This is a genomic window from Streptomyces specialis (assembly GCF_001493375.1).
Lineage (GTDB): Bacteria > Actinomycetota > Actinomycetes > Streptomycetales > Streptomycetaceae > Streptomyces > Streptomyces specialis.
In genome coordinates this window covers 370,758-385,629 of sequence record NZ_LN929896.1, presented here as the reverse complement: position 1 = coordinate 385,629, position 14,872 = coordinate 370,758, and the positions used below count along the sequence as shown (strand labels likewise).

At 74.3% G+C, this 14,872-nt stretch carries 10 protein-coding genes and 2 pseudogenes; 10 read left to right on the top strand and 2 right to left on the bottom strand.

Translation table 11 applies throughout. The features are described 5' to 3' along the window. Positions 1–83: 83 nt before the first annotated feature. The 7 genes from BN2279_RS19930 to BN2279_RS19900 all read left to right on the top strand — a co-directional run bounded on the left by BN2279_RS19930 (position 84) and on the right by BN2279_RS19900 (position 7,872). Positions 84–761 carry a response regulator gene (locus BN2279_RS19930; protein WP_059011552.1) on the top strand — a complete coding sequence of 226 codons (678 nt, stop codon included), beginning with the start codon at positions 84–86 and terminating at the stop codon, positions 759–761. A 93-nt stretch (positions 762–854) separates the two neighbouring features. After that, positions 855–3,581: a DNA translocase FtsK gene (locus BN2279_RS19925; protein WP_059011550.1), complete on the top strand. Its 2,727-nt coding sequence runs from the start codon at positions 855–857 to the stop codon at positions 3,579–3,581. A gap of 122 nt (positions 3,582–3,703) precedes the next feature. Beyond that, positions 3,704–4,513, top strand: coding sequence for a helix-turn-helix domain-containing protein (locus BN2279_RS19920; RefSeq protein ID WP_059011548.1), 810 nt, complete (start codon positions 3,704–3,706; stop codon positions 4,511–4,513). Positions 4,514–4,592: 79 nt separating this feature from the next. After that, positions 4,593–6,128: a 30S ribosomal protein S12 methylthiotransferase RimO gene (gene rimO / locus BN2279_RS19915; RefSeq protein WP_059011546.1), complete on the top strand. Its 1,536-nt coding sequence runs from the start codon at positions 4,593–4,595 to the stop codon at positions 6,126–6,128. Continuing rightward, positions 6,125–6,778 (top strand): CDP-diacylglycerol--glycerol-3-phosphate 3-phosphatidyltransferase, encoded by a 654-nt coding sequence (gene pgsA, locus BN2279_RS19910; protein WP_059011544.1) that lies wholly within the window; start codon positions 6,125–6,127, stop codon positions 6,776–6,778. Before rimO ends, pgsA begins: the two co-directional genes overlap by 4 nt. Next, positions 6,775–7,296 carry a CinA family protein gene (locus BN2279_RS19905; protein WP_059011542.1) on the top strand — a complete coding sequence of 174 codons (522 nt, stop codon included), beginning with the start codon at positions 6,775–6,777 and terminating at the stop codon, positions 7,294–7,296. The genes pgsA and BN2279_RS19905 overlap by 4 nt, the downstream gene beginning before the upstream one ends. 156 nt (positions 7,297–7,452) lie before the next feature. Further along, the gene (locus tag BN2279_RS19900; protein WP_059011540.1) at positions 7,453–7,872 is read left to right on the top strand and encodes a helix-turn-helix domain-containing protein; all 420 of its coding nucleotides are present in this window, start codon (positions 7,453–7,455) and stop codon (positions 7,870–7,872) included. 85 nt (positions 7,873–7,957) lie between these two features. Here BN2279_RS19900 and BN2279_RS31550 read toward each other — a convergent pair. Together BN2279_RS31550 and BN2279_RS19895 are read right to left on the bottom strand one after the other, a co-directional pair. Continuing rightward, positions 7,958–9,253: pseudogene (locus BN2279_RS31550) on the bottom strand (Lhr family helicase); the annotation flags it as partial. 150 nt (positions 9,254–9,403) lie between these two features. Beyond that, positions 9,404–12,832 (bottom strand): annotated as a pseudogene (locus tag BN2279_RS19895) (DEAD/DEAH box helicase); the annotation flags it as partial. 47 nt (positions 12,833–12,879) lie between these two features. Between BN2279_RS19895 and BN2279_RS19890 the strand changes: the two are divergent. The 3 genes from BN2279_RS19890 to BN2279_RS19880 are packed head-to-tail and all read left to right on the top strand — an operon-like array spanning position 12,880 to position 14,864. Further along, positions 12,880–13,818 carry an AraC family transcriptional regulator gene (locus BN2279_RS19890; protein ID WP_079032330.1) on the top strand — a complete coding sequence of 313 codons (939 nt, stop codon included), beginning with the start codon at positions 12,880–12,882 and terminating at the stop codon, positions 13,816–13,818. A 24-nt stretch (positions 13,819–13,842) separates the two neighbouring features. Next, positions 13,843–14,559 (top strand): AzlC family ABC transporter permease, encoded by a 717-nt coding sequence (locus BN2279_RS19885; protein ID WP_059012591.1) that lies wholly within the window; start codon positions 13,843–13,845, stop codon positions 14,557–14,559. Further along, positions 14,556–14,864 (top strand): AzlD domain-containing protein, encoded by a 309-nt coding sequence (locus BN2279_RS19880; protein WP_059011539.1) that lies wholly within the window; start codon positions 14,556–14,558, stop codon positions 14,862–14,864. The genes BN2279_RS19885 and BN2279_RS19880 overlap by 4 nt, the downstream gene beginning before the upstream one ends. Positions 14,865–14,872 lie beyond the last annotated feature (8 nt).

The window sequence follows — 14,872 nt, the reverse complement described above, 5'->3', positions numbered from 1 at the left end:
GTCCGGCACAGGACCGGACGGCGTGCAGACGCCGTCCACGACGGCGGCGCCGAGCCGCGCCGCAGGGGCAAGGAGGACCGGCCATGGTGCAGAAGGCCAAGATCCTCCTGGTCGATGACCGGCCCGAGAATCTGCTGGCGCTCGAAGCGATTCTCTCGGCGCTCGATCAGACGCTGGTCCGGGCATCGTCAGGGGAGGAAGCGCTCAAGGCGCTGCTCACAGAAGACTTCGCGGTGATCCTGCTCGACGTCCAGATGCCGGGGATGGACGGCTTCGAGACGGCTGCCCACATCAAGCGGCGCGAGCGGACGCGGGACATTCCCATCATCTTCCTCACGGCCATCAACCACGGCCCGCACCACACTTTCCGGGGCTACGCGGCCGGGGCCGTGGACTACATCTCGAAGCCCTTCGACCCGTGGGTGCTGCGGGCCAAGGTCTCGGTGTTCGTCGAGTTGCACATGAAGAACATGCAACTGCGCGAGCAGGCCGCCCTGCTGCGCCGTGAGCTGGAGGGCGGCCAGGCCACCGCCGACTCCGAGCGGGGCGCCGGCGGGCTGCTGCCCGAGCTGTCCGCGCGGCTGGCCGCCGTCGAGGAGCAGGCCGAGGTTCTGACCAAGGAGCTGGCCGAGTCCGGTGGCGGACCCGCGGTCTCCACCGCCGCCCACCTGGAGCGGAAGCTGTCCGGGCTGCGCAGGGCGCTCGACGCGCTCCAGCCGGGCGCGGCCGAGCCCAAGTCCGTGGAGTCGCAGCCGGGCTGACGGCCGGACGCGAGGGGCGGGGGCATGGACGTGGGAGCCGTCGGACGGCACACGATCCGTGCCCGGGCCCAGCAGCACCGGTAACCTCACCTCATGGCCTCAGGTACGTCCGGCAAGGGTTCCCCGAGCGCGCGCGCCGGGGGCGGCGGGGGAGCACGGAAGGCGCCCGCCAAGAAGGCGCCCGCGAAGAAGGCCGCGGCCAGGAAGGCCCCGGCTCCGGCGAAGAAGCCCGCGCCGCCGCCCAACGTGGTGTTTCGCCTCGTCCGGGGCCTGTGGCTGGGCATCGCGCACCCGCTGGGGGCGCTGCTGCGGGGCATAGGGCGCGGTGCGAAGGGGCTCGACCCCGCGCACCGCAAGGACGGGCAGGCGCTGCTGCTGTTCGGCCTCGCCCTGGTGGCCGCCGCCGGCACCTGGTCCAACCTCCAGGGCCCGGTGGGGGAACTCGTCACCATGCTGGTCACCGGCGTCCTGGGCCGTCTCGACATCGTCTTCCCGCTGGTCATCGGCTTCATCGCGGTCCGGCTCGTCCGGCACCCGGAGCAGCAGGACGCCAACGGCCGCATCGTCATCGGGCTCAGCGCGCTGCTGGTGGGCGTGCTCGGGCTCGTCCACATCGCCACGGGCGCCCCGGGGCGCAGCGAGGGCGCGCAGGCGTTGCGCGACACCGGCGGGCTGCTGGGCTGGGCCGCTTCGCGCCCCCTGATCCTGTTGGTGGGGGAGCCGCTCGCCGTCGCCCTGCTGACGCTGCTGACCCTCTTCGGGTTCCTGGTCGTCACCGCCACCCCGGTGGCCAGCATTCCGCGCCGGCTGCGCCAGGGAGCCATCCGGCTCGGGCTGCTGGCCGGTGCCGAGCTGGGCGACGAGACCGAGCTGCTGCCCCGGCACCGCCACGACATGCCCCCGGACCACGGGGACCCGGACGGGTACGACGGCGGGGACGACGGGGCGTACGGACCGCCCCTGGCCCGCCCGGTCGAGCGTGCGGCCCCGGGCGCCCGCCGCCCCGCCCGCCGCACGTCCCGGCGCGGCGGGCCGCGTGGCGACGACCCGGTCGACGTGGCCGCCGCCGCGGCGGCGGCGCTGGCCGGCGCCGTGCTGCACGGCGTCGAGCCCTCGCCGCTGGTCGCCGACCTCACCAGCCGCGTGGTCACCGGCCGCGGCGCCGGCCCCCCACCGGTGCCCGAGCCGGACGACGAGCCGCCGGCGCCGGACGCCCCGGCCGCGGTGCCCGCGCCCGCCCCGGCCCGTCGCGGGACCGGGAGCGGTGTGCCGGACCTGACCAAGTCCGCTCCCGAGCCGGCCGATCCGCTGCCCCCGCGCGCCGAGCAGCTCCAGTTGTCCGGCGACATCACGTACGCGCTGCCCGGCCTCGACCTGCTGAACCGCGGCGGCCCCGGCCGTTCCCGCAGTCCCGCCAACGACGCGGTCGTCGAGTCGCTGACCAATGTGTTCTCCGAGTTCAAGGTGGACGCCCGGGTCACCGGCTTCACTCGCGGCCCGACCGTCACCCGGTACGAGGTGGAACTCGGCCCGGCCGTGAAGGTCGAGAAGATCACCGCTCTGGCCAAGAACATCGCCTACGCGGTGGCCAGCCCCGACATCCGCATCATCAGCCCCATCCCGGGGAAGTCCGCGGTCGGCATCGAGATCCCCAACAGCGACCGCGAGATGGTCAACCTCGGGGACGTGCTGCGCATGGCCGACGCGGTGGGCGACGACCATCCGCTGATGGTCGGCCTCGGCAAGGACGTCGAGGGCGGCTTCGTGATGGCCAACCTGGCGCGCATGCCGCACATGCTGGTGGCCGGAGCCACCGGGTCCGGCAAGTCGAGCTGCGTCAACTGCCTGATCACCTCGGTGATGATGCGCGCCACGCCGGAGGACGTCCGGCTGGTGCTCGTCGACCCCAAACGGGTGGAGCTGACGGCGTACGAGGGCATCCCGCACCTCATCACTCCCATCATCACCAACCCCAAGCGCGCGGCCGAGGCCCTCCAGTGGGTGGTGCGGGAGATGGATCTGCGGTACGACGATCTGGCGGCCTACGGGTACCGGCACATCGACGACTTCAACGCCGCCGTGCGGTCCGGCAAGGCCAGTCCGCCGCCGGGCAGCGAGCGGGAGCTGGTGCCCTACCCGTATCTGCTGGTGATCGTGGACGAGCTGGCCGACCTGATGATGGTCGCGCCGCGCGACGTCGAGGACGCCATCGTGCGCATCACCCAGTTGGCGCGGGCCGCGGGCATCCATCTGGTGCTCGCCACCCAGCGGCCGAGCGTGGACGTCGTCACCGGCCTGATCAAGGCGAACGTGCCCTCCCGTCTCGCCTTCGCCACCTCCTCCCTCGCCGACAGCCGGGTGATCCTCGATCAGCAGGGCGCCGAGAAGCTCATCGGCAAGGGCGACGGGCTGTTCCTCCCGATGGGCGCCAACAAGCCGGTCCGTATGCAGGGCGCGTTCGTCACCGAGGAGGAGGTGGCGGCCGTCGTGGAGCACTGCAAGGCACAGATGGCCCCCGTCTTCCGCGACGACGTCACCGTCTCGTCCGGGAAGAAGAAGGAGATCGACGAGGAGATCGGGGACGATCTCGATCTGCTGTGCCAGGCGGCGGAGCTGGTGGTGTCCACCCAGTTCGGCTCCACGTCCATGCTCCAGCGCAAACTGCGGGTCGGCTTCGCGAAGGCCGGACGGCTGATGGATCTGATGGAGTCGCGGGGCGTGGTCGGGCCGAGTGAGGGCTCCAAGGCGAGGGATGTGCTGGTCAAGCCCGACGAATTGGATGGAGTGCTGGCACTGATCCGGGGGGAGACTCTCCCGTAGGTCACCCGAAGGACGGCCATCCCGTTGGCGGACAAACGCCCTCGGCCCGGTTGCCCGTTCTCTTCGCCGCACCCCTAGACTTATAAGCACAGCACGCGGCTTCACGCTCGAAAGGCGCCCCCGTGTCCATCGGCAACTTCTCCGCCAAGGACCGGCCTTCCGTCGGTCGAATCCTCCAGCAGGCGCGCCTCGACGCAAAGCTCACCGTGGACGAGGTCAGTTCGTCCACGCGCGTGCGCGTTCCCATCGTCCATGCCATCGAGCAGGACGACTTCTCGCGCTGCGGCGGCGACGTGTACGCACGCGGGCATATTCGCACGCTTGCGCGAGCGGTGGGTGCGGACGCGAACGAGCTGATCGACATCTTCAACGCCCAGCAGGGCACCGAGCCGCCGCCCCTGTCGTCCGGGCCGCTCTTCGAGGCCGAGCGGATCCGGCCCGAGCCGCGCCGGCCGAACTGGACGGCGGCCATGGTGGCCGCGATCGTCGCCGTGATCGGCTTCGTCGGGTTCACCTTCTTCAGCGGTGGCGGCGGCGAGGGCGGCTCCGGCACGGTCGCCGAGGGCGGCCAGACGGACGAGCCCGCGCCGGAGCGCACGGGCAACGCCGACGAGCCCCGCGACGAGCCGACCTCCGAGCCGTCGGAGAGCGCGGTCGCCGCCGTCCCGGCCGACAAGGTGACCGTCAAGGTCACGGCCGGGGAGGGGTCGAGCTGGATCTCGGCCAAGGACAGCAACGGCCGGGTGCTCTTCGAGGATGTCCTCCAGGAGGGTGACTCCGAGACGTTCACCGACGACGAGCAGATCGATCTGGTGCTCGGCAACGCTGGGGCCGTCCAGCTCCACGTCAACGGCAGGCAGATCGAGGACGTCTTCGAGATGGGTCAGGTGCAGCGGCTGACCTACACCCCGGGCGACCCCGAGCAGGGCTGACGGAGGTTCCGGCCGCCCGCCCGCCGGGGCCCCTCCGGCCCGGGCGGGCGGGCCTCGCCGGACGAAGTAGGCTGAGGTCATGTCCGAACGCCGTACCGTTGCCCTGGTCACCCTTGGTTGCGCCCGTAATGAAGTGGACTCCGAGGAGCTCGCCGGGCGGCTGGCCGCGGACGGCTGGGAGCTGGTGGACGACGCCTCGGACGCCGAGGTGGCCGTCGTCAACACGTGCGGCTTCGTGGACGCCGCCAAGAAGGACTCGGTCGACGCCCTGCTGGAGGCCGGCGCGCTGAAGAGCGCGGCGGCCGGGAGCGACGGCGGGCGGACCCGCGCCGTGGTGGCCGTCGGCTGCATGGCGGAGCGGTACGGCAAGGAGCTGGCCGACGCGCTCCCCGAGGCGGACGCCGTCCTCGGCTTCGACGACTACGCGGACATCTCCACCCGGCTGCGGACCATCCTGTCCGGGGGCGTCCACGCCCCTCACATACCGCGCGACCGGCGCAAGCTGCTGCCCCTCAGCCCGGCCGACCGGCAGAACGCGGACGTCGCCCTGCCCGGCCACGGCACGATCACCGACCTGCCCGCCGGGGTGGCGCCCGCCTCCGGGCCGCGCGCCCCCCTGCGGCGACGGCTGGGCGGCGGACCGGTCGCCTCGGTCAAGCTGGCCTCCGGTTGCGACCGGCGGTGCACCTTCTGCGCCATCCCGTCCTTCCGGGGCTCGTTCGTCTCCCGGCGCCCGGCCGATGTCCTGGCGGAGGCGCGCTGGCTGGCCGGGGAGGGCGTCAAGGAGATCATGCTGGTCTCCGAGAACAACACCTCGTACGGCAAGGACCTCGGCGACATCCGCCTGCTGGAGACCCTCCTGCCCGAACTGGCCGCCGTGGACGGGCTGGAGCGGATCCGGGTGAGCTACCTCCAGCCGGCCGAGATGCGGCCCGGGCTGATCGACGTGCTCACCGGCACCGAGAAGGTCGCGCCCTACTTCGACCTGTCCTTCCAGCACTCCGCGCCGGCCGTGCTGCGCGCGATGCGGCGTTTCGGTGACACCGACCGGTTCCTGGACCTGCTCGCCACCATCCGCGGCAAGGCGCCGCTGGCCGGGGTCCGGTCGAACTTCATCGTCGGCTTCCCCGGCGAGACCGAGGCCGATCTCGCCGAGCTGGAGCGCTTCCTCACCGAGGCGCGGCTGGACGCCATCGGCGTCTTCGGCTACTCGGACGAGGAGGGCACCGAGGCCGCCGGGTACGGGGACAAGCACGACCCCGAGCTGATCGCGGAGCGGCTGGCCCGCGTCTCCGGGCTCGCCGAGGAGCTGATCACGCAGCGCGCCGAGGAGCGTGTGGGCGAGCACGCGCGGGTACTGATCGAATCGGTCGATCCGGACGAGGAAGCCGAGGGAGAGGTGCTCGCCGTGGGCCGTGGGCCGCACCAGGCGCCCGAGACGGACGGGCACGTCATCGTCGTCGAGCCCCCGGCCGGGCACGGCCGGGACGGCGGCGCGGAACCGCGGGTCGGGCAGTTCCTCGACGTGGAGATCATCGCCGCCCGGGGCGTGGACCTGGTCGCCGTGGTGCGGCCCCCTGCCGGCGGCGGGCCCGCGGCAGAGGCCGGAAGATGACGGACATGCCGGCTCGGGCCACCGGGAAGGGGCCGCTGGCCGGGAGGACAGCTCCCCGGGCGGCGGCCCCCGGCTTGTGGAACATCGCGAACATTCTCACGATGGTGCGGCTGCTCCTGGTGCCGGGCTTCGTGCTGCTGATGTTCGCGGACGGAGGGCACGATCCGGGCTGGCGTTCTCTGGCGTGGGCCGCGTTCACCGTCGCCATGATCACCGACCTGTTCGACGGGGAGCTGGCCCGGCGGCGCAATCTGGTCACGGATTTCGGCAAGATCGCCGACCCGATCGCCGACAAGGCGATCATGGGCGCCGCGCTGATCTGTCTGTCGGCGCTGTCGGACCTGCCGTGGTGGGTGGCCGTCGTGATCCTCGCCCGGGAGCTGGGGATCACGCTGATGCGGTTCTGGGTGATCCGGCACGGCGTGATTGCGGCCAGCCGCGGCGGGAAGATGAAGACGCTGACCCAGGGCATCGCCGTGGGCATGTACATCCTGTCGCTCACCGGGCCCCTGGCCACGCTGCGCTGGTGGGTGATGGCGGCGGCCGTGGTGCTCACGGTGGCGACGGGTCTCGACTACGTACGACAGGCCGTCGTGCTCCGCCGGGCCGGGCTGGCCAGGGAGCGGACGGCCGGGAGGGACACCCGATGAGTGGCAAGGGCGAACCGGACGAGCCGGCGCTGGCGGCGCAGGTGATGGAGCTGCTGGTGGCCCGCGGACAGTCGGTGGCCGTGGCGGAGTCGCTGACCGGCGGCCTGGTGGCGGCGGAGCTCACGGAGGCACCGGGCGCCTCCCGGATGTTCCGCGGCTCGGTCACCGCCTACGCGACGGAGATCAAACGGGACGTGCTGGGCGTGGACGGGGTCCTGCTCAAGGAGCGGGGAGCGGTGGACGCGGAGGTCGCCCGGCAGCTCGCCGTGGGCGTCCGTGACCTGCTGGGCGCCGACTGGGGAGCGGCCACGACGGGGGTCGCCGGGCCGGAGCCGCAGGACGGCAAAGAGCCCGGGACCGTGCACATCGCGGTTTCGGCGCCCGGAACCGGGAAAGTCGTGGCTCAACGGCTGATGCTTCGAGGTGACCGGGCTGCGATCCGGGCCGGCACCGTTCGGGCCGTGCTGGCCCTGCTGCGCGACGAGCTGATCCTCCCCCGAGTGGAGGACGCACCCTGAAGGCCGCGGCGGCGGGCAGGATACGGAACAGAACGGAGAGGATGGATGTTTGCAGCCCTGAGTGAACAAGACATCGCTCCCCGCCCGGTGGGAGTCCGAGGCGGTACGGTGGGGCATGAAGCAAGCGAGGCCAACGGTCCGAGGAGGGAGCCACCGATGATCCTGCTCCGTCGCCTGCTGGGTGACGTGCTGCGTCGGCAGCGCCAACGTCAGGGCCGCACCCTGCGCGAAGTGTCCTCCTCCGCCCGGGTCTCCCTCGGATACCTCTCCGAGGTCGAACGCGGGCAGAAGGAAGCCTCCTCCGAACTGCTGGCCGCCATCTGCGACGCACTCGATCTGCGGATGTCGGAGCTGCTGCGGGAGGTCAGCGACGAGCTGGCTCTCGCGGAGCTGGCCCAGTCCGCCGCGAGCGACACGGTGCCGTCCCTGGGCGTCCCGCCCGGCCGGACGCTGGGGGAGCGCCCCATCGAGCGTGCCATGCTGAATCCGGTGCGGGTGACGTCCGTCGCGCACCGTCCCGACGACCACGTGACGATCAAGGCTTCGGCCGAGGCCGTCGACGTCGTCGCCGCCTGATCCGTTCTCTTCCGTCCCGGCCTCCGGGCACCGCTGCCCGGCGGTCCGCTGTTTTCTCCGTCGTCCGTGTCGCTCCCCGCCCCGGTCAGGGGCGGAGCCGGAGCCCGCGCGGTGTCGCGTGGAATCCGGCGGCCTCCAGCAGCCCGCTCCAGAACGGGTCGGTGAGGACCGGGGCGCCGTTCACCCGTTCCACCGTCAGCGTGCCCAGCGCGCCGTCCCTGGCGGCCCGCGCCAGGGCCTCGGCGGCTGCCCGCAGGGCCGCGTCGGGCCGGGCGCCCTCCGCGGGGGCGTCGTCGGCGGGCCAGGCCAGAAGGGTTCGGCCGCCGCGCTCCAGGTAGAGCGTGAGGCGACCGTTCACCAAGGTGACCAGAGCGCCCGCCTTGCGGCCCGGCTTGTGGCCCGCGCCCCCCGTCTCCGCGGCCGGGGGGGCGTCCGGCCACGGCAGGGCGGCGCCGAACGCGTTGGCCGGGTCCGTGGCGGCGAGCACGAGGGCCTGCGGGCCGGTGCCCGCGCCGGGCCCGGCTCCGACGGCCCCGCGCTCCGCCGCCGTGCTGATCGCCCGCAGCCGGTCCACCGCGCCGTCCATCGCGAACTGGGCCGCGCCCAGCCCTTCCACCACATAGCCACGCCGTGCCTGGCCGCTCTCCTCGAAGGCCGACAGCACCCGGTACGCCGCGGCGAAACCGCCCTCGACGCCCTCCGCCGCCACGGCACCGCGCGTGACCACACCGTGCCGGTCCAGCAGCGTCCGGGCCAGCGCGTGCGCGCGCAGCGTGGGGTCCGCCTCCCGGTCCGGCAGCAGCGACCAGCGGCCGGCCACGGTCGGCGGCCCGCCCCGCGAGACGGCGGGCCGGGCGGTGGAGCCCGCCCACCGTCCACGCGGCGCCGTGCGCCGGGCCCGGTGGGCGGTGGCGCCCGCCGTGCGCCCGGAGCCGAGCAGGGCGCGCAGCGGGCCGAGTGTGTCGTTCGTCAGGCGCCCCGACCAGGCCAGGTCCCACACCGCCTCGGCGAGCGCGGCGTCGGCGACCTCGTGCCCGGCCGCCCTGACCTGCTCGGCGATCTGCCGGAAGAACAGCCCGTAGCCCCCGGAGAGCGCGTCCAGCACCGCGCGGTGCACCGGCGTCAGCTCCAGCGGGTGCGGCGGGGGCAGCAGCAGCGGCGCGGCGTCGGCCGGGTGGAGCGCGATCCAGCCGTCTTTGCCCGGCAGCGCTCCCGCGCCCGCCCAGACGACCTCGCCGGACGCCGTCAGCTCGTCCAGCATCGGCGGCGCGTACCCCGCGACGCGGGACGGCAGCACCAGCCGCTCCAGCGCCGAGGCGGGGACGGGCGCGCCCTGCAACTGCTCGACGGCCCGCATCAGCCCGTCCACGCCCCGCAGCCCGTCTCTTTTTCACATCTCCGCGACCAAGAGACAGGCAGAAATATTGTATGTCGGCTCTCCCTTGTAAAAAAAAAAATATTATTCCTAATAACGATAAGTAACCGCCCCCGGCCCGCCCCCCCCCCCCACCCCGCCCGGCCCGCCGCCCCCGCCGACGTGCTGCCGCTGCGGCGGGACCGCGGCCAGCGCGGCGGGCTGCCGGGCCTCACGCCCCTGCCGCAGCGCGGCCAGCGAGCGCCGCCGCAGCCGCCGCAGCACGGCCGGATCGCACCACTCGTGGCCGACGCCGCCCGGCCTGAACTCGCCCTGCACGAGCCGCCCCCCGGCGGCCAGCCGGTGCAGCGCGCCGTCCGCGACGGCGGTGCCGAGGCCGAAGTGGGCGGCGGCCTGTGCGGAGGTGAACGGGCCGTGGGTCCGCGCGAACCGGGCCAGCAGGTCGCCCAGCGGGTCCGCGACCGGCTCGGTGAACGCCTCGGGCACCCCGACCGGCAGGGCGGCGCCGAGTGCGTCGCGCAGCCGCCCGGCGTCCTCGATCGCGGCCCAGCGCTCCTCGCCCGCGACACGCACCCGGATGGCGCGCCGGGCCGCCGCCAGCTCGGCGGCCCCGCCGGGCTCCGCGCCGCGCTCGGCCAGCTCGGCGTCGGTGACGGGCCCGAGGACGCGCAGCAGGTCCGCCCCGCCCTCGGCGTCCTTCCCCCGGCGGTCCTCGCTCAGCCACCGCAGCTCCCGCTCCAGCTCGTCCAGGACGGCCGGGTCGAGCAGCTCCCGCAGCTCCGCGCGGCCGAGCAGCTCGGACAGCAGCCGCGAATCCAGCGACAGGGCGGCGGCGCGCCGTTCGGCCAGGGGCGAGTCGCCCTCGTACAGGAACTGGGCGACATAGCCGAAGAGAAGGGACCGGGCGAACGGCGAGGGCTCGCGGGTGGTGACCTCGATCAGCCGGACGCGCCTGGCCTCGATGTCGGCCATCAGCTCGGTGAGCCCGGGCACGTCGAAAACATCCCGCAGACACTCGCGGACGGCCTCAAGGACGATCGGGAACGATCAGAACTCGGCGGCCACCGAGAGCAGTTGATGCGCCCGCTGCCGCTGCTGCCACAGCGGGGTGCGCTTGCCGGGACTGCGCCGGGGCAGCAGCAGGGCCCGCGCGGCGCACTCCCGGAACCGGCTCGCGAACAGCGCCGAGCCGCCCACCTGATCGGTGACGAGCTGGTCGACCTCGCTCTTGTCGAACAGCACGTCGCTCGCGCCGACCGGCGCCCGGTCGTCGTCGAACGCCGCGTCGCCCGGTCCTGGGCCGAAGCCCGCCGCGCTCCCGCCGCCGTCCGACGGGTCCGTGCCGAAGTCCGTGCCGAAGTCGGTGCCGAGCAGATCGGCGTCGGGCAGCCGCAGCACGATGCCGTCGTCCGCGTGCAGCACCTGCGCGTCCATGCCGAAGCGCTCGCTGAGCCGGGCGCCCAGCGCCAGCGCCCAGGGGGCGTGCACCTGCGCGCCGAACGGCGAGTGCACCACGATCCGCCAGTCGCCCAGCTCGTCGCGGAACCGCTCGACCACGATCGTGCGGTCGTCCGGGACATGCCCGCACGCCTGGCGCTGCTCGTCCAGATACGCCAGCACGTTGTCGACGGCCCAGGCATCCAGGCCCGCCGCCGCCAGCCGCGCACGGGCCGCCGCCGGGTCGAGGCCGCCGACCTCGCGGAGGAACGCGCCCAGCGCCCGGCCGAGCTCCAGCGGGCGGCCGAGCTGGTCGCCCTTCCAGAACGGCAGCCGCGCCGGGACGCCGGGGGCGGGGGAGACCAGGACCCGGTCGCGGGTGATGTCCACGATCCGCCAGGACGTCGTGCCCAGCGTGAAGACGTCGCCGACCCGCGACTCGTACACCATCTCCTCGTCCAGCTCCCCGACCCGGCCGCCGCCCTTCTTCGGGTCGGCGCCGGCCAGGAAGACACCGAACAGGCCCCGGTCGGGGATGGTGCCGCCCGAGGTGACCGCCAGCCGCTGCGCGCCCGGCCGCCCGGTCACGGTGCCCGCGACCCGGTCCCAGACCAGCCGGGGCCGCAACTCGGCGAAGGCGTCGGACGGATAGCGCCCGGCGAGCATGTCGAGCACCGCGTGGTACGCCGACTCGGGCAGCGCGGCGAACGGCGCGGCGCCGCGCACCAGGGCCAGCAGCTCGTCCACGTCCCAGGTGTCCATCGCCGTCATGGCCACGATCTGCTGGGCGAGGACGTCCAGCGGGTTGGCCGGGACGCGCAGCGACTCGATGGCGCCGGCCCGCATCCGCTCGGTGACCACCGCGGACTGGACCAGATCCCCCCGGTACTTGGGGAAGATCACACCGGACGAGACCGCGCCCACCTGGTGGCCCGCTCGGCCGACCCGCTGGAGGCCGGAGGCGACCGAGGGCGGGGACTCGACCTGGATCACCAGATCCACCGCGCCCATGTCGATGCCCAGCTCCAGGCTGGAGGTGGCGACCACGGCGGGCAGCCGCCCGGCTTTGAGGTCCTCCTCGATGTGCGCCCGCTGCTCCTTGGAGACCGAGCCGTGATGGGCCCGCGCCAGGACCGGGGCGGCGCCCGCTGCCGCGCCGGAACCGCCCATGAGCTGCGCCGGGGCGTGCTCCTCCGGCAGCGGCTCGCCCGTGGCCCGCTCGTGCGCGATCTCGTTCATCCGGTTGCACAGCCGCTCGGCCAGGCGCCGCGAGTTGGCGAAGACGATCGTGGAGCGGTGCGCCTGCACCAGATCGACGACGCGCTCCTCCACCGAGGGCCAGATCGACGGCGTGCCGCCCGGGCCGGTGGCGGCGTCGCCGTCCTGAACCGGCGAGCCGCCCAGCTCGCCCATGTCCTCCACCGGCACCACCACCGACAGCGCGAACTCCTTGCCCGCGGGCGGCTGGACGATCGTCGTCCGGCGCCTCGGCGACAGGAAGCGGGCCACCTCGTCCACCGGGCGCACGGTCGCCGACAGGCCGATCCGGCGGGCGGGCCGGCTCAGCAGCGCGTCGAGGCGCTCCAGGGAGAGGGCGAGATGGGCGCCGCGCTTGGTGCCGGCCACCGCGTGCACCTCGTCGAGGATCACCGTCTCGATCCCGGCGAGCGCCTCCCTGGCCGCCGAGGTGAGCATCAGGAACAGCGACTCGGGGGTGGTGATCAGGATGTCCGGCGGTCGCCGGGCCAGCGACCGCCGGTCGGCGGGAGAGGTGTCCCCGGTCCTGATGCCGACCCTGATGTCGGGCTCGGGCAGGCCGAGCCGGACGGCCTCCTGCCGGATACCGGTGAGCGGGCTGCGCAGATTCCGCTCGACGTCCACGGCGAGGGCCTTGAGCGGCGACACGTACAGCACCCGGCACCGCCGCAGCGCGTCGGCGGGCGGGGCGGTGGCGGCCAGCCGGTCGAGCGAGGCGAGGAACGCGGCCAGGGTCTTCCCCGACCCGGTCGGCGCCACGACCAGCGCGTCGGACTCCTCGGCGATCGCCCGCCACGCCCCCTCCTGCGCGGCCGTGGGCGCGCGGAAGGCCCGGGAGAACCACGCCCGCGTGGCCGGGGAGAACCCGTCGAGTGCCGTGTGACCGTCCATGGGCCCATCGTGCACCCGACCACCGACAACGACGCACAATGAGCGGCATGGGACGGCCGGAGCGGGACGCCGGACAGGACGCGGGGCAGGACGGTGGGCACGACGCCGGACGTGACGGGGCGGAGGGGCCGCGGGAGCGGGCGCGGCTCTGGCGGCACCCCGAACTGCCCGATGTGGACCTGCTGCGGGCGCGGTACGTGCGGCGCACGTTCATCCGGCACACCCACCGGACGTTCGTGATCGCGGGTATCACGGAGGGCGTGGAGGCGTTCCACCACCGCGGCACCGTGGAACGCGTCGGGGCGGGCGGGCTGGCGCTGGTCAATCCGGACACCCCGCACACGGGGCAGGCGGCTGTCCCGGAGGGCTGGACCTACAGCGCGGTCTACCCGGAGCCGGGGCTGGTGGACGCCATCGCGGCCGAGACGCTGGCGGTGCGCGGGTCGGCCGCGTTCCGGACGCCGGTCCTGGACGATCCGGAGGCGGTGCGGATGGTCGCCCGGGCGGTGCGCGCGGCGGACGAGGGCGACACGCTCGCCGCCGACAGCCTGCTGCGGCTGGCCGTGGCCCGCCTGCTGCGCCGGGCGGGCGGCGCGCTCCCGGAGCGCTCGGTGCGCGGGGCGGGCGCGCGGGTCGCCGAACGCGCCCGCGAGGTGCTGGAGGCGCGGATGGCCGATCCGCCGACCCTGGAACGGCTCGCCGCCGGGCTGGGCGTGGGCCCGTTCGCGCTGCTGCGCGCCTTCCGGGCCAGGTACGGCATGCCGCCGCACGCCTGGCTCACCGACGCCCGGGTGCGCCGGGCCCGCGACCTGCTCGACGCCGGGGTCCGGCCGGCCGGGGCGGCGATGGCGGTGGGATTCACCGACCAGTCGCACCTGCACCGGCACTTCGTCCGCGCGGTCGGGGTCGCGCCCGGTGCGTACCAGCGGGAACGGGACGGCGGGCGCGCAAGAACGTACAAGACCCGTCGTGGACGGTCCTCGTAGCGTTCGAGAGTGACCGATGAAGCCATAGAAAACGATCAGTCCCGGGAGCCGACCGGACAGGAGCGGGCCCGTACGGTCCGCGACGCGTTCGGCGTCGGATGCGCCGTCGGGCTCTCCGGGTTCGCCTTCGGGGTGACCGCCGTCGCGAACGGCCTGAGCGTGCCGCAGACCTGCGCGCTCAGCCTCCTGGTCTTCACCGGCGCCTCGCAGTTCGCGCTGGTCGGTGCCCTGGCGGGCGGCGGCAATCCGTTCACGGCCGCGGCGGGCGCGTTCTTCCTCGGGGTGCGCAACTGCTTCTACGGGCTGCGCCTGTCCACGCTGCTGCGGCTGCCGGGCCGGGTGCGTCCGCTGGCCGCCCACTGGGTCATCGACGAGACCGCCGTGGTGGCGCTCGCCCAGCCCGGCCGCCGCCTGGCCCGCCTGGGCTTCGCGGTCACCGGGCTCACGCTCTACCTCGGCTGGAACCTGACCACCCTGCTCGGCGCGCTCGGCGCCGGTTCGCTGGGCGATCCCGGCGCCTGGGGGCTGGACGCCGCGGGCCCGGCCGTCTTCCTCGCCCTGCTCGCGCCCATGCTGCGCACCGGGACGGAACGGGCCACCGCCGCGCTGGCGGTGGTGCTGGCCCTCGGCTGCCTGCCGCTGCTGCCCTCGGGGGTGCCGGTGCTGGTCGCCGCGCTCGCCGCGCCCCTGGTGCTGGCGGTCCCCGCCGGGCGTCCCGCGGCCGGGGAGGCGGCGCGATGACGGTCTGGACCGCGATAGGCGTCACGGCGGCCGGCTGTTATCTGGTGAAGCTCCTGGGCCTGTCCGTGCCGGCCGCCGCCCTGGAGCGTCCGGTCGTCCGGCGGCTCGCGGCGCTGCTGCCGGTCGCCCTGCTGGCCGCCCTGACCGCGTTGCAGACGGTGGACGACGGCGGCACGCCGGTTCTGGACGCGCGGGCCGCCGGGGTCGGGGCGGCGGTGGCCGCGTTGGTGCTGCGGGCGCCGTTCCTGGTCGTGGTGGCCGTGGCGGTGGCCGTCACGGCGGGGGGCAGGGCCGTCGGCGGGTGACCGGGGCC

Bases quoted from the DNA above. Each gene is read 5' to 3' on its own strand.
- BN2279_RS19930 (WP_059011552.1), top strand. From the start codon at position 84: ATGGTGCAGAAGGCCAAGATCCTCCTGGTCGATGACCGGCCCGAGAAT.
- BN2279_RS19925 (WP_059011550.1), top strand. From the start codon at position 855: ATGGCCTCAGGTACGTCCGGCAAGGGTTCCCCGAGCGCGCGCGCCGGG.
- rimO (WP_059011546.1), top strand. From the start codon at position 4,593: ATGTCCGAACGCCGTACCGTTGCCCTGGTCACCCTTGGTTGCGCCCGT.
- pgsA (WP_059011544.1), top strand. From the start codon at position 6,125: ATGACGGACATGCCGGCTCGGGCCACCGGGAAGGGGCCGCTGGCCGGG.
- BN2279_RS19905 (WP_059011542.1), top strand. From the start codon at position 6,775: ATGAGTGGCAAGGGCGAACCGGACGAGCCGGCGCTGGCGGCGCAGGTG.
- BN2279_RS19900 (WP_059011540.1), top strand. From the start codon at position 7,453: ATGATCCTGCTCCGTCGCCTGCTGGGTGACGTGCTGCGTCGGCAGCGC.
- BN2279_RS19890 (WP_079032330.1), top strand. From the start codon at position 12,880: ATGGGACGGCCGGAGCGGGACGCCGGACAGGACGCGGGGCAGGACGGT.
- BN2279_RS19880 (WP_059011539.1), top strand. From the start codon at position 14,556: ATGACGGTCTGGACCGCGATAGGCGTCACGGCGGCCGGCTGTTATCTG.